This window comes from Candidatus Vicinibacter affinis (genome assembly GCA_016714365.1).
Classification (GTDB): domain Bacteria; phylum Bacteroidota; class Bacteroidia; order Chitinophagales; family Saprospiraceae; genus Vicinibacter; species Vicinibacter affinis.
In genome coordinates this window covers 656,822-677,681 of record JADJNH010000007.1, presented here as the reverse complement: position 1 = coordinate 677,681, position 20,860 = coordinate 656,822, and the positions used below count along the sequence as shown (strand labels likewise).

The window sequence follows — 20,860 nt, the reverse complement described above, 5'->3', positions numbered from 1 at the left end:
TATGGCAAGTATATTAATCAGTGAGGATCATCCACTCACTTTGATGGGAACCAAAACTTTTGTCCAAGGTCTTGGACATCATATTTGTGAACTGTGCAGCAACGGAGTAACTGCTTATAATATGATTTTGAAACACAAGCCAGATATCGCCATTTTAGATATTAATATGCCCGGAATGAATGGTATTGAAATTCTTGAAAAATTGGCATTACAATCATTAAGGACCAAGGTCATTCTTGTAACCATGCACAAAGAATATTCCCTTTTTAATAGAGCCAAAGAATTGAATGCCAAAGGCTACTTATTAAAGGAATTTGCAATGGATGTTCTCGAAGAATGCATTAATTCCGTTTTGCGTAATGAAATTTGGTTTTCAAAAGAAATACAAGAAAATCTATATCTAGACACACAATCCTCTAAAACTGATATACTTAATGAGTTAAGCTTTGCAGAAAAGAAAATTGTCCAATTAATTGGAAAACAAAAATCCTCAAAAGAAATTGCAAGTATGTTATTCGTTTCTGAAAAAACGATTGAAAATCATCGACATAGCATAATGAAGAAATTAAATTTGCCTCCAGAAAAAAATGCGCTTTTAGTATGGGCTATTCAAAATAATAGTCAATTTTAAAACAGGTAATTAATACGCTGCAAAAAGTATACGCCTGCAGGGTTTTGGGCTTTGAAAATTTGATTTATTCTATATTGTTAATTCTATGCTTACCCCCTTTAAATTCAAACGCATCCTTTATTTTTTTGGTTAACATAGTCATTGCTAGCGGCGAAGGTTCAGAAATAACCCAAACCTCATGACCTTCAAATGTAATTTTGCCTAAACCTAATGCTACAAAGAATATTTTCACTTTTATTGTCATAGTTAGGAATCCTTACTATATTTGCGTCATCATTCATAAATAAAAAAGTATAAAAATGACAGAACAAATCAAGGGTTACGCCTACGGGCAAGTAGGGCAATCACCTGTAAGCATTGCCGATTTAGACCTTCTCAAAAAAACTGTATTGTTTACAGAAGAAGATGAAAAAAACCTACGCCTTGCAGGAGAAGTGCTAAAAGACCAAACAAACGAAGTGCTTGACCTTTGGTATGGTTTCGTTGGTGGCAATCAACATTTGTTGCACTACTTCGCTAAAAACGAAAAGCCAAACATGGAATACCTGGCTGCGGTTAGAGCAAGGTTTGGACAATGGATTATGGACTTGTGCAACAAGCCTTACGACCAAACTTGGTTAAACTATCAACACGAAATTGCTTTGAGACATCACACAAGCAAGAAAAACAAAACGGATGAAGTAGACACAGTTCCAATAATCCATTACCGCTATATGGTAGCTTTTATTTTTCCAATCACAGCAACCATCAAAGGATTTTTAGCTAAAAAAGGACATGATGCTGAAACTGTTGAAGCAATGTATTCATCTTGGTTCAAGGCAGTAACGCTTACTGTTATTCTGTGGACATACCCTTACATAAACAAAAACGAATTTTAATTGATACCCTGCCTCAAAAAATTTGGAATAGCTGGATTTTTGTTCTTCCTCTTAAAGGGACTAATCTGCCTATTCTTTTTTTCTCTTCATCAAATCAAAAATTTAAAATTATGCAAGTAGCAGTTTGGGACACTTATGTAACTAAAAAAGACGGAAGCGTAATGCATTTTGACATTATTGCTCCCGACCATATAAAAGATGAAAAAATAATTTATACCTTTGGTAAGGATTACTTACAATCTAAAAATCAAGAAAATCAGCCTTTGGCTTCAGAGGAGTGTAGCTTTTGTCACATTGAAAAAGCAACAGATGAAATGGTTTTGAGTATTCAACAAAAAGGCTATTACATTATTGAAATGCAAAACTGTAAATAAAAGTGTCGGTATTTAATTTAGAAAATCAAAATGCAAACCTTGACAATAAAATAGTTGCAGGGTTGGAACGCTTATCGCAAGTGTTCCGTATTTTGCTTTGGGAAAAAGCAAAGGAACATAGTTTAAGCCCTATACAAATTCAGTTACTGATTTTTATTCAGCACCATTCAGCAGACAAAACAACAATAAGTTATTTGGCACAAGAATTTAATTTCACAAAACCTACTATCAGCGATGCGATAAAAGTATTGGAACAAAAAAATCTAATCAAAAAATTTACTGACAGTAATGACACAAGAAGCTATACGATACAACTCACTGCATCAGGAAAAAAAATAGTTACGGAAACAGAAAACTTCGCCAACCCATTGACAGCAATTATTGCAAAGGCTAGCGATGTAGACAAAAAAATATTATGGCCAAACATTTCTAATCTTATAATTCAACTGAATAAATTAGAAGTAATAAGTGTCCAGAGAACTTGCTTTAATTGCAAACATTATGCAATTAAAAACAAAATCCATTTTTGCAATTTGCTTAACCAAAAACTAGACACACAAGACATTAGAATTGACTGTGGAGAATTTGAAGAGGCTTAATCAGCCAACGCTTTTGGTGGCACATTTGTATTTTTCCCTACGCACAGACCAACGTTAAAACATCCAAAAGAGCACCCAAGCCAACGCTCAAAGAAAGTGCAAACTTGACACAGGAGACCTTCGACAGAAAAGAACCACTACGACTAACATAAGGCCGTTATGCGAAACCCAATGGCAGCAGTGCTAATTTTTAGCTTTGTTGCATTGAACAAACTTTTCTATAACAAAAAATAAATTTATATTGCAATTAAAAATTAACAAAATGAAAATAAAACTACTAAAAAAGCTATCTGCATTCATCGTCCTGCTAGCTATCACGATGTTTTCAATAACAGCAATTGCGCAGATAGTTTATACGGATGTAAATCCGGATAGTGTGATTATGTGCACATACACGGGCGGTTGTTCGGCACCATATTCACTTGACTTGAACAAAGACGGTATTAATGATTTTATCCTGGCACCAAGAGATTCATTGTTTGATTGCACATGTAATAAAGAATTAGCTTCTGGCGCAATAGATTCTGCAGTGATAAGTTCAACTTCTCTTAGTTGGATCGCTGACACCTCAGGAGGTTATGCTATAAATACCCTTATTGATTCATCTTTGGGCTGGACTAATGCACATCATCTTTTGGCTCTTAATCCTATGAATTGTGTGCCTACCGTATGTAGGGGAGGTTCCGGATACACTGTAGGACAAACGCCCGCAACGGGTCCCTGGGTTAATGTTTCCGGAAAATACCTCGCTTTAAAAATACATGTGGGACCTGATTTTTTTTATGGTTGGATTAAACTTGGAGTAGCATTAGCCGATTATACAGTTTCAATTACGATAATGGAATACGGTTACAATACCACTCCAAATCAACCCATACTTGCAGGACAAACAGTTGCCACCGGAGTAATAGAAAATTCGTTTGCTTCATCAATTAGTCTTTATCCTAATCCAGCCACCAATCATCTCACTATCGCATTACCAAAAACAATCGAAAAAGTCAAAGTAACTATCACCGATATTTCAGGAAAAATAATTTATTCAACGGCGGCAAGAGATACACAAAAGATAAAAGTGAGCACAAGAGATTTTTCAGAGGGAGTTTATGTTGTACAAATTCAAACGTCAGATTTAATTGGAACAAAAAAACTTGTGGTAGAAAAATAGAGTTAATGTGTAATTCAACCTTTATCTTCGTAAATATAGTCGGCCATTCACATGACAGCAGCTACCCTAAATTGGCGGTTCAGTGGTTAATTGAACATTCTACCTCGGATCAGCATTTGTGGTGGCTTGACACATTTGTTTTAAAAATCCTGCCCATCGCCAATTTGTAAAACTTCAACAGTAAGGCGTGATGAACTCGCGGCGAGAGTAATTAACAACTGAAAAACAATTGAACTTTTCGTATCATAATTGAATATAAACGTATCAAAACGTATCATATTTTGCTTTTAATTTCAGACTATAATCGTATCTTTGCGTATCAAAACGTATCAAATTGAATAACGAAGTATATAATTTCAAACTGAATATTGATTGGAAGCTGATTAACTTAATCAGTGCAATAGACCGCTTTGATGCAAATTGGACAGCAATTGAGAGAAAAGAAGTACAGAGCCTCAAAGAGTTAAAAAGTATTGCCACGGTGCGAAGCGTAGGTGCTTCAAACCGAATTGAAGGCAACAAAATGAGCGATGAAGAGGTAGACGTGTTACTTCAAAAAATTGATATCACAAAACTCACCGACAGAGACTCACAGGAAGTAGTCGGTTATTTTGAAGTAATGGATTTAATTTCGGAATCTTACGAAAACATCATTCTTTCCGAAAGTCACATCAAAAGTTTACACAATAGTCTGATGAAATATAGTGCCAAAGACCAATGGCATAAAGGCAATTCTAAGGCGCATATTAATGCAGTTGAAGCATCATTACCTGACGGGACACAACAAATAATCTTTCAAGCAACTGAAGCTGGGTTTGCTACCGAAGATGCCATAAGAGAATTAATCAATTGGTATAATACCGAAACGTTGGTTCACCCTTTAATCAAAATAGCATCTTTTGTTTATGATTTTTTGAGCGTTCATCCTTTTCAAGACGGAAATGGCTTGTTAAGTCGTTTGATTTCAACGCTATTATTACTTAAAAACGGATATAAATGGATACAATACGTGAGTTTTGAGCACGAAATTGAAAACCGAAAAAGCGAATATTATCAGGTTCTTAGAAGTTGTCAGGCACAACGACCTAAAGAAGATGTTACCATTTGGATGCGGTTCTTTTTGAGTTGCTTGTCAAATATTCAATTGCAACTAATGAAGAAATTGAATAAAAGCGGAATAGAAACACAACTTTCGCCCAAGGAAAAACTAATTTATACGATTATTCAAAATCGCCCAAACATTCAGTCAGGAAAAATTTCCGAGAAACTGGCGATACCATTACCTACCGTAAAACGTATTCTATCAGAATTGATTAATAAAGGATTTATTGAAAAACAAGGTAGCGGACGGAATGTGAGTTATACTATACAATAGATAAAGATAAAAGTTAACCAACAATGACTAAAAAGAATAGAAATCGCCCAGCTACTAACAGCGCCTACACGCAAGCAGGGGTTGTGTGCTTCGTAGGATAGGAAATGCCAAATTTAAAGTTCAGTTATTCGTAGGAAGTTCAGTGCTAAAAATACCTGCCTGCGTTTAGCTGAGAAACAGTAATTTTAAAAGACGACAAAATGAGAAAATTAATATTTACAATACTTTTCGTGACTGCTATTTTTCAAGATAGCATTTCTCAGCAAATTGTATTCCGACAACCATCGTCATATGTTTTAAGTTTTATTGGGAATGATTCTATCACTCTATCCTCAGTCAACTATAAATCGTTCAGAATTTATTATAAAGACAGTTCATACACAGCAAACCATCTTATCGACATTGAAAAAGAATTGGATATTGCCTACCATAAAATTTTATCTGTATTGAATATCCCATCTTATGACAATGGAATTTATTTATTGGCAGTGGACAGCAAAGAAGAGATGCAGAAAGTTATGGGTTACAAAATAAAAGGTGGTGCTGCTAAAGGACACGATCTGGTTTTCTTTGTTTATAATCAAAATATCCGTCCACAATTCAAACACGAAATATTTCACTTAATTTCCTATGAAAGTTGGGGGTTGACTAATTATCGCTTATTAGAGGAAGGTAGTGCAACTTATACCGACAACTATTGCTTTTATGACAACCCCATGTATTCAATAAATGCATATTATCTTCAACAAAAAAAACTATTCCCGCTTGACAGTTTAGTCAACAACTTTGATAATCAATCGAAAAAAAGTGATGTAATTGCATATATCCAAAGTGCAGGAATTTTCAAATATCTTTACGAGAAATACGGAGTAGAAAAAATGAAACTACTTTGGACTGGTGGATTTGAGAACTTCAAGTCGATATATGGTCTCTCAATCGAACAACTTGAAACAGATTGGCTTAATTTTATCAAAACTGTTCCAATTCCGAAAGACTTCGATATTAATAAATTAAAAGAAGGATGTGGATAGAAAAAATAATGCTAACAGCACATTTTCAATAGGCGAGGTTTTCCCGCTAGGTTGGACAAGCTGTTCTCTGCAGAAAGTTTCGGTGTTAAAAGAAGGTCAGGTCTCCGTATCAACATTTGTACTGGAAAGCCCGCCCATCAAAAATATATATACCGATACAAACCATGTCAAGACAACGACAAACCTTGATGACAATTAAGATTAACAAATGACTAAGAACGAAGAAACAAAACTGGAACATCTACTGACAAATTCGCATAAAGCTGAAATGATTGCTTATATGGAATCTCATCCTGGAGATTTTACTGAAGTTATCAAATTAGCCATCGCAGACAAACAACCATACTCTTGGAGAGCTTCATGGCTATTGTGGAGTTGTATGGACAAAAACGACAAACGAGTAAGCAAATATTTAAAGAAAATAATAGACATTTTACCCAAACGAAAGGACAATCAACAGAGAGAGTTATTGATGATTCTGCAAAGGATGGAATTGAATGAAGAATACGAAGGACAATTATTTGACACTTGCACAAAAATTTGGGAACAGGTTGGTAAAAACCCTTCGCTTCGTTGCAATGCATTTAAATTAATGGTATCCATTTCTAAAAAACACCCAGACCTGATCGGTGAAATTAATTCATTGACTGAATCCTATTACACAGACACTTTATCTGATAGTGTAAAGAAATCAATTACCAAGTTGATGTATGACTTAACAAAAACGAATTATTGAAAATACTGCAAAGACAAGATGAAGCACAGCTTATATCAGCACCTACAAGAAATTGGCGGATCATTTGTTCAATGAAGCTTTATGCTTCGTATCAATTTCACTGGTGGCAGACAGTTTAATGCTCCGAAATGGACAATTTCTTGCAGCAGCAAACCGTTTACCTAAATGTAAAGCGCGCTTAAGACAGAAAAAATGAATTCAATAAAAAGACCTTGGACAAATCTGATTTTAGCACCAACTTGGTTTTTAATCATTATTGTTGCTGTTTCAATATACTTTGTCGGAGTAGGTGTAAGTGAAAGGGACATTCCTATAAAAATTGCGGAGAATACTCCATCGCTAATTCTCATTGTTCAAGTTATTTTACTTCTTACTCTTTTGTACACAACCAGAAAAGACAATTTCAATATTTTAAAAGAAGGTTGGAAAATTGATAAAACAAAACTACCAATAGACATTTTTGGAGGAATAGCAACAGGAGTTATTATAGCTATATTTTATTTTTTTATCTTTTCACCATTGCAGTATTATTTACAGATTAATATTGGTGACTATGTTCCGGCTGGTGAAACTATGAACGTACTTGGCAAACAGACAGTTATATTTTTTATTGCTAATGTTCTTTTTGCACCATTTGTTGAAGAAAGTTTATACAGAAACTATACTCTATCAAAATTTTTACAAAAATACGGTCATACCAAGAGCATTATAATTACCGTAATCATGTTTGGATTACTTCATTGGGTTGGCGGAATTTGGTATATGCTTATGACTGGATTCATAGTAGGAATGCCATTTGCTATCATAGCGACAAAGAAGAAAAACATTGTATGGGTATTTGTAGCACATCTGACACTAAACATACTTGAGTTTATTTACATAACTACCAAATCTTAAACTATTGACAAAACAATAAAGGCATTACAGCACCTAAACAAAAGTCGGTGTTTCGTTTTCTATTGACATTTTCGTTATTAATCAAACATTGGTTTTTCAAAGTAAGTATTGTGGTAAAAGTCCCGCCCGAACGCCAAACCGCAGACAGTTAGCGGTCAAGCGAACGTTTCTGAAACAACAACTAACAGCAATAGAACAGACAATGATAAAGAACAATAATTAGCATACTAAAAAACATGAAAAATCAAAATGCATTTTCAAGAAGAGTTTTGGTAAAAAGTTCAATTTTAGGACTTTTGACTTTGCCTATTCAAAATATTATTTATGCAAAAAATATTTTTGACATTGACGAAAGTAATACCAATGATATAAAGGAGCCAAAACGTTATCCAGCCATAACCGAAGAGATAGCAAATGAAGTTGTTGGTGTTTCACATTTTAATTTGGAAAGGTTAAAAGAACTTGTCGATAAAAGACCTGAACTGTCTCGCGCTACCTGGGATTGGGGCTTTGGTGATTGGGAAACAGCAATAGGAGCAGCATCTCATGTAGGTAGAAAGGACATTGTCGAATACTTAATTACAAAGGGTGCAAGACCTGATATTTTCACTTTTGCAATGTTGGGTGCACATGATACGGTAAAATCTATGATTGAATTTATGCCTGGATTGCAACGAACACTAGGTCCGCACGGGATTAGTTTATTGCAACATGTCAGAAATGGTGACAGTAAATCAAAGAATTCAATCCAATTAATTGATTATTTAACAGCATTAGCTGATGCTGATAGCCCAAAATATCATGCTTTGGAGGAAGCTGAAAAACAAAAATATGCTGCCGATTACAAATATGGCGAGGGTGAATTTGATGGCTTTTCTGTAAAAGTGAATAGCCAAAAGCGACTTTTGTTTGGCAAGCTTGGAAAGTTTGGTGGAGGCCTATTGAAAATTGGCGACCATACATTTACCTATAATGGTGCGCCTTCGGTCGAAATTTCTTTTCAATTTGAGAGCGATAGAGTTGTTTCACTTAAAGTTAAAGAGCCTGAATTGATTTTGATGGCAAAAAAAATATGAAAATGGACAATAAGCCCGAGCCGCTCGAAGCACATTTGCAATAGGCGGGGTTTTCCCGTTAGTTGGAACAAGCTTTGCTCCGCAGAAAGTTTAGCGGTAGCTGAAAGTTTTGTGCTCCGCATAAACATTAGTGGTAAAAATCCCGGCCATCACAAATAAGCAAAACTTTGACAGCAAGGCTAATGGACGAATGCGGAACAAACACAAGCTACCGACATAAAAACATCCGGATGAATTGTTGGGCAGAGTAAATGAACTGATAAAAGAACGAGGGCAAATTTTACCTATACCTTTTGAACAAGAGTAAAAATTTAGTAATTTTGCCCTTGTGTTAAGAACGAGCGTAAAGCTTACACTTGAACAAAATGAGCAAATTTGACCGGAAAATACCAAATAACGACCTGCCTTTGCTACCGCCAAAGGCAGATATTGAAACTAAAGAGATACTTCGCAAAACCATTTCGGCGGGTAGGGCTTTAGCTAAACTGAACGGAACTCTGCTCAATTTACCTAACCCAACTTTGTTTTTAGATACGATTTATTTACAAGAAGCAAAAGCAAGTTCAGAAGTTGAAAACATTATTACTACCAATGACGAACTATACAAATCGTTGGTTGCCGACAGAAAAGTAGAAAATTCAGCCACAAAAGAAGTTTTGAGTTACAAGGAAGCACTTTGGATGGGCATGGAACAGTTAAAGAAAAAGCCGTTCATTACTACCAACCTTTGTATAAGCATTCTTCAGAGTATTAAACAAAATAGTGCTTCTATTCGGGTTGCACTTGGAACAACTTTGGCAAACACACAAGGCGAAGTGATTTATACACCGCCGAGCGGAGAAGATATTATCCGTGAAAAATTGGCGAATTTGGAAAAATTTATCAACGAAGATGAAAGTATTGACCCACTTATCAAAATGGCGTTAATGCACTACCAATTTGAAGCAATTCACCCTTTTGTAGACGGTAACGGCAGAACAGGAAGAATTTTATTGTTGTTATATCTCAAACTTTCAGGATTGTTGGATACACCTGCTATATATTTGAGTGAATACATCATCAAACATAAAGCTGATTATTACAAAAATTTGCGAGGTGTAACTGAAAATAACGAATGGGAAAGTTACATCTTATATATGTTGGATATGATTGAAGAGACTTCCGTAAAAGGATTGGAACGCTTAAATAAAATCACAACTGCAATGAACAAAACAGCAGAGGAAATCAAAAAGAAACTGCCAAAAATTTATTCCAAAGACTTAATTGAAATTTTGTTTCGTTTGCCTTACACCAAACGCCAACATTTGATAAATGAAAATATAGGTAATCCAAAAACTGTCGGCAACTACTTACAAACACTGGAAGAAAATGGCTTTTTAAAATCTGTAAAAGTTGGTAAAGAAAAATTGTATTTGAATGAACGGTTATTGAAAATTTTAGAAAGCAAATAAACACAACCAATGACAGACGATAAAATAACAAGTATATTTAAGTGCCAAAACATTGTACCAATCGAAAACTTGACAAACCCTGCTGCCAACAACGGTTGTGCGACAGCCGGGGTTTACATTTTTCACAAGACAAATTCTGCTATATTTGAAATTCGTTTCAAGTGAGTGCTAAAATTCCCACCCGAACGCAAGTCTGCGGAACGTTATGGGTATTTTAAAACGACCATAAAGAAGACAACCATCAAAGGACAAATATTATGAAACTTAAATTTTTTCTACTGACATTCCTTCTTGTGTTTGCAAGAGGTTGCGACTTCTATTCAACGAGTCTTTGGTTTTTTGACAACCCGACAGGCGAACAAAACCCACTATACAAATTTTTTGGTATAGGTTGGACAGGTCTAATTGCTGTCAATGTAATTGTTGTTGGACTAATCATTTATGCTTTTTACTTCTATTCATTTAAGTATAAATCGACAAGACAGACATCATCAAATAATCTACCCGACTTTGTTTCAGAATTATACTTTAATGAGAAAGGACATTTTTTAGAAGTTTTCTATAAAACGCCGAAAAACAGATCGACACTTTTGGCACATACGGGATATGTGTTAGTTAGAGTTGTTATTGTTGCCAGCTTCTTAGTGACATTTCATAATATTTGCCAATTTTATAACATATCTTTTTATAACTCATTCAGAGAAATAGTTGGAAGACCTTTGTATGTAATTTATGTACTAATACTCTTCTCGTTTATGTATTTTTCATATCGACTTTGGAGTAAAGAGTATCGGCTGAAAATTGACAACTATATTATTGAGATGTGAAAGAAAAGCACCCTATAACTGCAACTACAAGAAATTGACTGATCAAAAGTTAAATGAACATTCTGCCTCGCATCAATCCCCAAAGTTTTTGGGGATGGTGTATTGGCAGTTTTGTGCTCCTAAATCTGCCACTTTGGCAATTGCCAAAACGTTACGCGAAACCTGTTGGCGGCAACTGAATTTCAAATAATGAATCTTTGAATGAACAGTTTTAAATCAATTAATCTAATTTCAGAATGATTACAAAATGAAAAAACAACTACTAAAAAAGCTTTCTGGTTTCATCGTTACAGTCTTGATGTTGTCTGTAAGTGCAAATGCACAGATTGTTTACACGGATGTGAACCCGGATACAACCATTGCAAACAGAATTTATTATTTGGATTTGAATAATGACGGGACAACCGATGACTCGATTAGGCTTTTTGTTTCACGTCCTTATATTGGAGAATGCCGTGGAAGTAAGGTTTCAATTTTCGCTATAAACGGTAATACTGTATCAGGTTCAACCTATCCTCTTGCAATGAATATAAAGGACACCATCTCATCAGCACTTACATGGTCTGCTTCCGGAGATTTGCGCTATATACGGTCTGGTGATCCCACATCATGCCCCAATGATACTCTCGGATATTGGACAAACGCTATAGACTATTATTTGGGACTAAAATTAGTTGTCGGAACCTATACCTATTATGGTTGGCTGCGAATGCAAATCACGGTAGATCCACTTTATGCATCAGGCATAATTAAAGATTATGCTTACAACTCCATTCCCAACCAACCCATCCTTGCCGGACAAACCAGTGTCACAGGAATAACGGAAAATATTTCTGCTTCTTCAATATCTCTTTACCCCAATCCCGCAACAAATTATCTTACCATCACTTTACAAGGAGACAACAAAAAAGCCGAAGTAACCATCATGGACATTACAGGAAAAATATTTTACTCAACAACAGAAAATGAAACACAAGAGTTGAAAATAAATACAAAAGATTTTGCAGAGGGAGTTTATTTGGTGCAAGTGAAGTCGGAAGATTTTATGGCGACAAAAAAACTTGTTGTTAAAAAATAGAGTTATTTTGTAATTGATCGATACATTTTCGCATTGAGAGTCGGGTATTCGCTTTACAAGGGCTTAAAAGAAATATCAGGTGAATAGCTTAATCAAACATTTGTGCAACTAATAAACAATCCTAGTAGGTTGACGGGTTGTGGTTATAAACCATCACTTTTTAAACCTTAAACCGTAAGCTGCAAGAAGAAAGATGAAAAACGAACTCCAAATACTAATTGAGGAATTGCAAAGAGAGCATGACTATTTGGAAAACGAATTGAACGCTTGTATTCAAGAATGGGATTTTTGGTGACAGAGAAAAGCGCATTTAAAGAAATTGAAGATTTTGAATAAGTGAAAAATCTACCAATAATCGAACTTCTTTCAAAGATTGGTTTCGAAGTGTTTGGACTGTACGGAAATAAAAATGGAAGAATAAAAATAAAAAATGAATCCGGCAATCAACAACGTGCAGCTGTCCATTGGGGCAAAGGCCCACAAATTCATCTACACAAAATGTTTGCAGCAAAGCTTAATCATTAACCTTATATGAGAATTAAATTTAACCACATTGCAGTGCTAAGTATCCTTTTGTTCACTAATTTTCAATGTGATGAAGATAACTTATGCGATCCAGTAATAAACATTGCTGCTCTCAATGTAGATTTGTCTCCCGAGAAAAAAGAATACTTAATTGGCGATACAATCTTGTTGAAGACTGATTTTAGCACTTTGTTAACCTTGACTAATTCCAATGAAAAATTAATGATTGACAGTGGCATGTGTAATCTTGGATTGTTTGTACTGAAATTGGGAATGCAACCAGACAGTTTGGTTGGATTTTCAGACTTTGATATTGTCAACATAATAGGAGAGTTAAATCAAGATCTGATTTGGGATCAAATAGAAAAGCGTTATAAAGGTATAGTTAACTTCAATTGCAATGACGATAAGTGCGAATTCAAAATTGGTTTAATTCCAAAGGTTAAAGGAAGTTATTGTTTTGCTTTATATATAGGAAGTATAATGATTCAAGATACAACTTTATGCCCTTCACTTAATAAGCTTAATGATAACAAATTCAATGTTAACTCTTATAACCGAGAGATTTATAAAGAACTTGATATTCATTATCCTATATTACTTCCCACCTTTACTGGTGGTGGATATTGGGATATTATTGACAATGATGGGGCATTTGCTTTTAAGGTAAAATGAAATCCTGTTGATACCATTTGCTATTGTCAAAAGCGGATATTTTTTTACCGATATTTTATTATCTTGAGACCGATTAAGGCTACTTAGTAGATGTTAGCATTGAGTCGTCACTGCCCGTATCCTTAAATGTTAGTGATCAGGCATTAAAAACGTTTTTTCCGACAGACCATATTTATTAACACGGGGACGCTGAAATCCGACCAGAGTAAGCACAATCAAAAAATAAAATTAAAAATGTACAATTACAAGAGGTTAACAGCAATGACAATTTTATTGGCATTTTCAGTTTTGGCGACCACATTTCAAAGTTGTGAACAAGAGACAAAGGAAGTCAATGAAGTAGCAATGAAAAGAGAAGAAACAGAATACTTTTTATTGAGACCGGAACTTGAAAAATCGTTTGGTTATTCACACGCAGTTAGAATTGGTGATGACTTGAAAATATCAGGAGCGGTCAGTATGGACGACAAAGGTGTAATTGTGGCACCGGGAAATATGGAAGAGCAAATGAAAAATTGTTATATTGACTTAGAGAAAATCCTGAAACATTACGGTTACACTTTTGACGATGTTGTTGTGGAAAACGTTTACACGACCAATATGAAAGATTTTATTATCGTATCAGGATTTCGTAACTCTATCTACAAAAAACAATTTCCAACAGGAACCTGGCTTGAAGTAAAGGGTCTTGCCATTGAAGGCCAGTTGATTGAAATCGATATGGAAGCAAATAAATCAAAATAGCTGTAGCGGATTTAAAGTCTCAAAAGAGAGCATGACCGTAAAGTTTGACAGGGAATGAAAAGCATGAAGCACTCACATCGGTTTGCCAATATAGCGGCTGAAGTGCTGCTGTTAAGCATTTTTGAAAGAGTCAACAGCAGTAATTCTTCTGAACTTTTGTGTTGCAAATCCGCCACTTCGCCGAGCCAAAAACCATTATAGGCAATTTTAGAAAACAAAACCGTTGCATCAGAAAAGAAAAAGTAAATTATAATTTATGAAAATTTTACTTACTGGAGTGACGGGATATATAGCACAAAGATTATTACCTGTTTTATTAGAAAATCGGCATGAGGTGGTGTGCTGTGTTAGGGATAAAAATAGATTTAATAATAAAAAATATGCGACTTCAAATATCTCGTTAATAGAAGCAGATTTTTTAAACAAGGAAAGCCTACAGCATATTCCTAATGATATTGATTTAGCTTACTACCTCATTCACTCTATGTCAACGCAAATCGGAGATTTTGGAGATATGGAAGAAATTTGTGCCACAAATTTTCATAACCGAATTGAAGAGACAAACGCGAAGCAGGTTATATACCTAAGCGGTATTAGTAATGCCGAAGAGTTATCAAAACATTTATCATCAAGAAAAAATGTTGAGTCCATTTTATCAAGCAACATCTATGCACTTACCACTATTAAAGCTGGAATAATTGTTGGTTCAGGGAGTGCCTCTTTTGAGATCATTCGCGATTTGGTTGAAAAATTACCCTTTATGATTGCACCACGCTGGCTTAATACAAAATGTCAGCCGATTGCCATCCGTAACGTGGTCGAGTTTTTAGTTGGTGTAATTGGTAAAACTGAAACCTTTAACAAAGGTTATGATATTGGAGGTCCTGATATTTTGACTTATAGAGAAATGCTATTGCGCTTTGCAAATGTCCGTGGCTTAAAAAGGCGAATTATTATTGTACCTGTAATGACTCCAAGAATTTCGTCATACTGGCTATATTTTGTAACGTCCACTTCCTATGCATTGGCTAAAAATTTAGTAAACAGCATGAAAGTTGAAGTAATTTGTAAGCCTAATGATTTATCTGCCACACTGGGTATTAAGCTGATTGACTATAACACATCTATACAATTGGCTTTTGATAAAATAGAGCAAAATCAAGTGCTTTCAAGTTGGAAAGATGCGCAAACAAGTGATATATTTAGTAAAGGGTTTTCTAATTTTATTGAAGTACCTATTAACGGATGCTTTAAAGATATTCGTGCACGCAAACTCAAAAACACAATTATTTCTCTTGAGAAAATATGGCGCATTGGAGGGAAAACAGGTTGGTATTACGGAACTTGGCTTTGGGAAGTACGAGGGATTTTAGATCAAATTTTTGGTGGTGTTGGTATGCGTAGGGGTAGAAAAAGTGACACTGAATTAAATACAGGTGATACGCTTGATTTTTGGCGTGTAATGATTGCCAATAGGGAAGAAAAACGCTTACTGTTGTATGCCGAAATGAAACTACCCGGTGAAGCTTGGTTAGAATTTAAAATCGATAAAAGCAATATACTTACACAAACAGCAACCTTTCGGCCGATTGGATTATTGGGTAGATTATATTGGTATTCTGTTTTTCCGTTTCATGGATTTATTTTCAAGGGAATGATAAAGAAACTTGCGGTAACATAAACAGAGTAGTTAATAGAAAAAACAGCCCATAACAGCACATTTTCAATAGGCGGGGTTTTCCCGCTAGGCGGGACAAGCTGTGCTCCGCAGACAGTTTTGTGGTAACCTATTTTAGGACAAGACATGCTTCCAATAACCCGATTTTATTACATGTAGATTACAAGGCAGGTCATGGTGCAAGTGCTGATAAATTTGATGCAATTAGAAACAATGCTAAAAAATGGGCATTTATTTTGGAACATACAGGATATAAAAATTAAGGAAGTAGAATAATATAATAGAAATAACAACAGCAGATAGCAGCAGCTTGGCAAAATGGCTATTTTTGCCAATTCGCCAAGCTGCAAAGCCTTAGCGGCAATCGTAAAAGACTGGATAATGAACAGACATTTATCATTAATAATACTTATAATCTTTACCGTCTCATTCGGACTGATGAGTTGCTCTTCTATTTTAACTGGACTTTATGGCATGAAAAAAATAAAGACTGTTGACGAAAAAACTATTGTTCGATATGCCAAAAAATATAGCATTCCTACTGCTGACAGTTACGAACTTGATACAGCCTATCTTTCGTATCTTTTTTCTCTTGACTCGACTAAATATAGATCAGAAATTAAAAATCACTACCAACCATTGCAATCACTTTATTATGACAATTCGGGATATTTAAAGTCATTTCAAGTAAATTGTTATGCTGGTGGTTTTCCTAATTTAAATTGGAACAGAAATGGAATAATGACCTCTTTTCCACCCAAACAGCAAGCGCCAGTAGACAGTATAGTTTCCCTTGAAACGCAAATGAAATATTTAAAACCACTTTCTCAGACTTCAAAACATATTAATGACAATTATGATTACATTGTGATTGTTTATTGGAATAGATTTATGGGAAGACATAGTAAGAGATTAATTCGTTTTGTTCAAGACAACAGTAAACTTGAAACGGAGAGAAAAGTTAAAATTATCTATGCAAACACAGACAATATTTTCGCACGACAATAAAGAAATGGTAGCAAGTAATAGCACCTTCAAGAAATTGACGGTTCAGTGGTTATATGTATCTTTGTATTTCGCATCAACATTTGTGGTTGCAGACAGTTTCGTGCTTCAAAATCCGATTCTTCGCCAAGGGCCTAAACGTTATACGCAAGCATAGACATGACCAAAAAAGACATAATTTTAAAAATAAAAAGGTAAAAGTAATAAAATGAAACAGACAATATTGGGAGCTGGTGGAGCAATTGGAATTGAACTGGCGAAAGCATTGGCAACGTATACCACCGACATAAGGTTGGTAAGCCGAAATCCGAAGAAAGTAAATCTTAACGATGAACTTTTCCCGGCAGACCTCAACAATCGAGAAGATGTTTTTAAGGCTGTAGAAGGCAGCGAAATAATTTATGTCACTGTGGGTTTTGCTTACAATATTAAGATATGGCAAAAGTTGTGGCCACCATTTATCAAGAATGTTATCGATGCATGTATGCAACACAATGCAAAAATGGTGTTCTTCGACAATATCTATGCAATAGGTGGAGATAATGTAAAACATATCACTGAAGAATCTCCGATGAGTCCTTGTAGTAAAAAGGGGGAAGTAAGAGCCGAAGTTGATAAAATCATTTTGGATGCTATCGAGAATCGGAAACTGAATGCAATCATTGCCCGTTCGCCCGATTTCTTCAGCGAAGTGAAAGCTGCCAGCATGGCTATGAATTTGATTTATGATAATCTGATTAAAGGCAAAAAAGCCCAATGGTTGTGCGATGCAAAAAAAGTGCACAACATGGGTTATACTCCAGACCTTGCCATGGGAACTGCCATACTTGGTAATACCCCGGATGCCTATAATCAGGTATGGAACTTGCCGACAGACTCGGAAAAAATAACCGGTGAAGGCTGGATAAATCTTTTTGCAAAAGAAATGAACACCAGCAATAAATATCAGGTATTGCCTAACTGGCTCATAAAAGTTTTAGGATTGTTTATTCCAATCATGAAGGAATTACCAGAGATGAACTACCAGTATGACAGGGATTATTTTTTCGACAGTTCAAAATTTAATAGTCGGTTCAACTATACCCCGATCAAAAACGCCGTTGCAGTAAAGCAAACGGTTGAATCATTGTCGGAAAAGAATACAAGCGTATAACAGCACATTTGCAATAGGCGGAGTAATTTACTCCGCTGATAGTTTAGCAGTGACCGATACCTTTGTATTCTGCATCAACCTTTTACTGAAAATTCCGAACATCGCAAATTTGTAAATCATTTAAGTAAATGGTAATACCTGATGACCGAAATTAAATCTTAAGCAAAATTTATGATTAATATTTTAACTTGCAGACAAAATGAATTTAACCTCTTTAAAAAAGTAGAGCCATGAAGTATTTTCTGAATAAACTTATTTTAACGATTTTAGCGACGTTTTCCTTGACTTCTTGTGGTAATTTAAGCAAAGAAGTTGAAAACAAACTTAATGATTTAAAAAGAAAAACTGAATCTTTAGATTCTATAATAAATAAAGAAGTTGATAAGGTTCTAACGTTGGACTCTTTAATTAACAGTGAAAGTGACAAATTTAAAAAACTTGATTCATTAATAAATAAAAATTCTTCAAAACTTGATTCTATTTCAAATGAGAAGATTAAACTTTACGAAAGAATTATTAAATAATTAAAGATTGATAATATGAAGTGTCCAAATTGTAATGTAATTCTCATAATGACAGACCGAAACGGTATTGAAATCGACTACTGTCCAGATTGTCGTGGAGTTTGGCTTGACCGCGGCGAACTAGATAAAATTATCGAACGTTCCTCGGAAAAAGTCATAAATGTTCAACACGAAAGTTACTCTGATAAGCAACGACATACAACAGACAAGGAATTTCAATACAAGAAGAAAAAAGGATTATTAGAGGATTTGTTTGATTTCTAAATGACAAATGATAATCTAAACTAAAATTGACCTTAGAAAAAGGACAAAACCCACTATCTAGAATGTGGGTTTTCAAAAGTGGCGGTTCAATGTTCTGCAGAGACATTTGTGATTAATCAAACATTTTTTCTACACATCAGCATTTTGGTCAAAATCGTCATCGGTACCAGGTTTAAAAACCTTGTACTCAAGCCTAAGAAACATTGATAATTAATTATTGAATTCAGAAATAGAAAATAGAAAAAATATGAAAACGTTGATTTATTCAATTTGCATTTTATTACTGACTTTATTCCTCCATAATTCAGTGAATGCACAGGCAGTTGTAGATTTTGAAACAGGTTCTGTATTTACAGGGTACAATGATGTACGCATCCCAGGTGATTCAGGCACACTTTTTTCTCTTAAAGATGATTTAAAAGCCAGTGCAAAAATATTTTATCGATTGAGAGCGAGTTATATATTTAAATCGCGGCACACACTTTCTCTATTGTATGCTCCTCTCGAAACTAAATCAACCGGCAGGTTCGCAAATGATATTTTCTTCGAAGGAGTGATGTTCCCTGCAAATACTGATCTTAACGGCACCTATAAATTTAATTCTTACAGACTGACATACCGATATGATATTGTACAAAAGCCAAGATTTGAGTTTGGGTTTGGATTTACTGCCAAAATCAGGGATGCTAAAATTAGTCTTTCATCGCCAAATTTGTATTCGGAGAAAGCGAATGTAGGATTTGTACCAATTATTAATTTCAGGCTTCTGTGGAAGATTGGTGAGAAATTTGGACTTCTTTTGGATGGCGATGCGCTGGCGGCACCGCAAGGAAGAGCCGAAGATGTTCTGATTGCTGCAACATATAATTTCTCCAAGAATTTTAGTATTCGTGCAGGATACCGTATTCTTGAAGGAGGTGCGGATAATGATAGAGTCTATAATTTTGCATTGTTTCATTACGCTTCTGTTGGCATTTCTTATACTTTTAAAAATAATTCAAAGCCAAATTAATTCTTAAAGGATTTTTTTTGAAAGTAACCCCAACTATTTTGGCTAAGCGCATCACTTGAATTTGCTTTAAGTTAGGTGGGTATGGTAGGTTTATTTAAGGCAAAAGCATTCCTGAATGGTTTGAAACGTTGAACAGGCCATCCTTCAATCCACCTAATTGGTTGTTTGGCCAGTTTGGACAACTATATCGCTACTTATGGGGATTTATTTATTTCTTATTTGGAAACAAAGTGAAACTAAAGAAAGCAACTTAGCAAATTTTATCTTTTTGTTACAGATAGCAAATAACTATTGTTGAAGTTTTTTTCTACTATACTTCGATTAGCTTTACTTTGATTGAAATTTTTGTTTTATGGATATGCATTGTTTGTATTCTTTTTTTGTTCTACAAAATCAAACCCATGGCTGCATATATATATATACCCTATTTATTATGGGGGACTTTTGTACAATACTTAATAGAAGCTATTATTTCCTCAACAGAACTTGATTTTATCACAGAAAATATTATAACTTAGAAACAACTACATTTCTTACTCACAAAGATCAATGGTCAGCGTACAACAGCATGATTAAGAAATTAGTGTTGAAGTACTTATATAAAAAATTTACTACACATCCTTATTTGTGGTGGGTTTAAAGTTTTGTACTCCGCATCAACATTTGTGCTAAACAGTTAATCCATCAACTTTCTGCAAAGTATCATATATTTGTAAAAGAAAAGACCATGACATTAAAGGAATTTATAAGCAAATTTGACAAGGACAATTCGGTTATTCTACTGGAGGGGAAAAGAAATGTTTTGGACAGAGATAAAGGAAAGCTTAGGTCATTAGGGAAGTTGTTAGCCTTGAACACAACAAGGATGAATTTTAGAAGTGGCAAGGCAGAAGGTTCGGACCAACATTTTTCGGAAGGTAGTTCGTAATTTTTAAAAGTCAACTACACATTGTATTTTATAGTTGAAGACATCTCCATTTTAGAAATTAAGTGGGAATGGAAACTAATTTCAAATTGGTAAAAATGCTATTGGTGGCAAAACTAAGGAGTAGCAAGGTCACATGCCATTGCATTCGATTTTCTTCCTATTCTTGTGTTCTTCGCATAATCGCATCGCTTAACATAATTTCTATATTAATTTCAATTGCATGATAAAAATTCT

Annotated in this window: 24 protein-coding genes and 1 pseudogene; 24 read left to right on the top strand and 1 reads right to left on the bottom strand. The window is 34.8% G+C overall.

The window, feature by feature from the left end:
- Window position 1 precedes the first annotated feature (1 nt).
- Complete coding sequence (locus tag IPJ53_17540) at window positions 2-631, top strand: response regulator transcription factor (protein MBK7800902.1); 630 nt, start codon at window positions 2-4, stop codon at window positions 629-631.
- A gap of 64 nt (window positions 632-695) precedes the next feature.
- On the opposite strand, the gene IPJ53_17535 is transcribed toward IPJ53_17540, so the two are convergent.
- Window positions 696-875, bottom strand: coding sequence for a hypothetical protein (locus tag IPJ53_17535; protein MBK7800901.1), 180 nt, complete (start codon window positions 873-875; stop codon window positions 696-698).
- Window positions 876-930: 55 nt separating this feature from the next.
- On the opposite strand from IPJ53_17535, the gene IPJ53_17530 reads away from it, so the two are divergent.
- The 23 genes and pseudogenes from IPJ53_17530 to IPJ53_17420 all read left to right on the top strand — a co-directional run bounded on the left by IPJ53_17530 (window position 931) and on the right by IPJ53_17420 (window position 20,626).
- Window positions 931-1,509: a protogloblin ApPgb gene (locus IPJ53_17530; GenBank protein MBK7800900.1), complete on the top strand. Its 579-nt coding sequence runs from the start codon at window positions 931-933 to the stop codon at window positions 1,507-1,509.
- Between the two features lie 110 nt (window positions 1,510-1,619).
- Entirely contained in the window at window positions 1,620-1,883 is a 264-nt protein-coding gene (locus IPJ53_17525; protein ID MBK7800899.1) for a DUF2024 family protein, read from the top strand.
- A 2-nt stretch (window positions 1,884-1,885) separates the two neighbouring features.
- Window positions 1,886-2,482, top strand: a complete 597-nt coding sequence (locus tag IPJ53_17520; GenBank protein ID MBK7800898.1) for a winged helix-turn-helix transcriptional regulator — start codon at window positions 1,886-1,888, stop codon at window positions 2,480-2,482.
- A 262-nt stretch (window positions 2,483-2,744) separates the two neighbouring features.
- Window positions 2,745-3,647 carry a T9SS type A sorting domain-containing protein gene (locus tag IPJ53_17515; protein MBK7800897.1) on the top strand — a complete coding sequence of 301 codons (903 nt, stop codon included), beginning with the start codon at window positions 2,745-2,747 and terminating at the stop codon, window positions 3,645-3,647.
- 334 nt (window positions 3,648-3,981) lie between these two features.
- Window positions 3,982-5,022 (top strand): Fic family protein, encoded by a 1,041-nt coding sequence (locus IPJ53_17510; GenBank protein MBK7800896.1) that lies wholly within the window; start codon window positions 3,982-3,984, stop codon window positions 5,020-5,022.
- A gap of 200 nt (window positions 5,023-5,222) precedes the next feature.
- Window positions 5,223-6,053 (top strand): hypothetical protein, encoded by an 831-nt coding sequence (locus IPJ53_17505; GenBank protein MBK7800895.1) that lies wholly within the window; start codon window positions 5,223-5,225, stop codon window positions 6,051-6,053.
- A gap of 208 nt (window positions 6,054-6,261) precedes the next feature.
- Window positions 6,262-6,789: a hypothetical protein gene (locus IPJ53_17500; protein MBK7800894.1), complete on the top strand. Its 528-nt coding sequence runs from the start codon at window positions 6,262-6,264 to the stop codon at window positions 6,787-6,789.
- Window positions 6,790-6,981: 192 nt separating this feature from the next.
- Window positions 6,982-7,686 (top strand): CPBP family intramembrane metalloprotease, encoded by a 705-nt coding sequence (locus tag IPJ53_17495; protein ID MBK7800893.1) that lies wholly within the window; start codon window positions 6,982-6,984, stop codon window positions 7,684-7,686.
- 395 nt (window positions 7,687-8,081) lie between these two features.
- Window positions 8,082-8,465: pseudogene (locus IPJ53_17490) on the top strand (ankyrin repeat domain-containing protein).
- Between the two features lie 662 nt (window positions 8,466-9,127).
- Complete coding sequence (locus IPJ53_17485) at window positions 9,128-10,213, top strand: Fic family protein (protein ID MBK7800892.1); 1,086 nt, start codon at window positions 9,128-9,130, stop codon at window positions 10,211-10,213.
- Window positions 10,214-11,287: 1,074 nt separating this feature from the next.
- A complete protein-coding gene (locus IPJ53_17480) occupies window positions 11,288-12,118 on the top strand; it encodes a T9SS type A sorting domain-containing protein (protein MBK7800891.1) in 831 nt (276 codons plus the stop codon).
- A gap of 336 nt (window positions 12,119-12,454) precedes the next feature.
- Window positions 12,455-12,643: a hypothetical protein gene (locus tag IPJ53_17475; protein ID MBK7800890.1), complete on the top strand. Its 189-nt coding sequence runs from the start codon at window positions 12,455-12,457 to the stop codon at window positions 12,641-12,643.
- Window positions 12,644-12,649: 6 nt separating this feature from the next.
- On the top strand, window positions 12,650-13,318 hold the full coding sequence (locus IPJ53_17470; protein MBK7800889.1) for a hypothetical protein: 669 nt from the start codon (window positions 12,650-12,652) through the stop codon (window positions 13,316-13,318).
- 234 nt (window positions 13,319-13,552) lie between these two features.
- A complete protein-coding gene (locus IPJ53_17465; protein ID MBK7800888.1) occupies window positions 13,553-14,062 on the top strand; it encodes a RidA family protein in 510 nt (169 codons plus the stop codon).
- A 256-nt stretch (window positions 14,063-14,318) separates the two neighbouring features.
- Window positions 14,319-15,743, top strand: a complete 1,425-nt coding sequence (locus IPJ53_17460) for an SDR family oxidoreductase (GenBank protein ID MBK7800887.1) — start codon at window positions 14,319-14,321, stop codon at window positions 15,741-15,743.
- 98 nt (window positions 15,744-15,841) lie between these two features.
- The gene (locus IPJ53_17455; protein MBK7800886.1) at window positions 15,842-16,003 is read left to right on the top strand and encodes a hypothetical protein; all 162 of its coding nucleotides are present in this window, start codon (window positions 15,842-15,844) and stop codon (window positions 16,001-16,003) included.
- Window positions 16,004-16,214: 211 nt separating this feature from the next.
- Window positions 16,215-16,748 (top strand): hypothetical protein, encoded by a 534-nt coding sequence (locus tag IPJ53_17450; GenBank protein ID MBK7800885.1) that lies wholly within the window; start codon window positions 16,215-16,217, stop codon window positions 16,746-16,748.
- A 205-nt stretch (window positions 16,749-16,953) separates the two neighbouring features.
- A complete protein-coding gene (locus IPJ53_17445) occupies window positions 16,954-17,898 on the top strand; it encodes an NAD(P)H-binding protein (GenBank protein MBK7800884.1) in 945 nt (314 codons plus the stop codon).
- 230 nt (window positions 17,899-18,128) lie between these two features.
- Window positions 18,129-18,422, top strand: a complete 294-nt coding sequence (locus IPJ53_17440; protein ID MBK7800883.1) for a hypothetical protein — start codon at window positions 18,129-18,131, stop codon at window positions 18,420-18,422.
- Window positions 18,423-18,437: 15 nt separating this feature from the next.
- Window positions 18,438-18,686, top strand: coding sequence for a zf-TFIIB domain-containing protein (locus IPJ53_17435; GenBank protein MBK7800882.1), 249 nt, complete (start codon window positions 18,438-18,440; stop codon window positions 18,684-18,686).
- 247 nt (window positions 18,687-18,933) lie between these two features.
- Window positions 18,934-19,698, top strand: a complete 765-nt coding sequence (locus tag IPJ53_17430) for a hypothetical protein (GenBank protein MBK7800881.1) — start codon at window positions 18,934-18,936, stop codon at window positions 19,696-19,698.
- Window positions 19,699-20,030: 332 nt separating this feature from the next.
- On the top strand, window positions 20,031-20,216 hold the full coding sequence (locus IPJ53_17425; protein ID MBK7800880.1) for a tryptophan-rich sensory protein: 186 nt from the start codon (window positions 20,031-20,033) through the stop codon (window positions 20,214-20,216).
- Window positions 20,217-20,425: 209 nt separating this feature from the next.
- Window positions 20,426-20,626 carry a hypothetical protein gene (locus IPJ53_17420; protein MBK7800879.1) on the top strand — a complete coding sequence of 67 codons (201 nt, stop codon included), beginning with the start codon at window positions 20,426-20,428 and terminating at the stop codon, window positions 20,624-20,626.
- Window positions 20,627-20,860 lie beyond the last annotated feature (234 nt).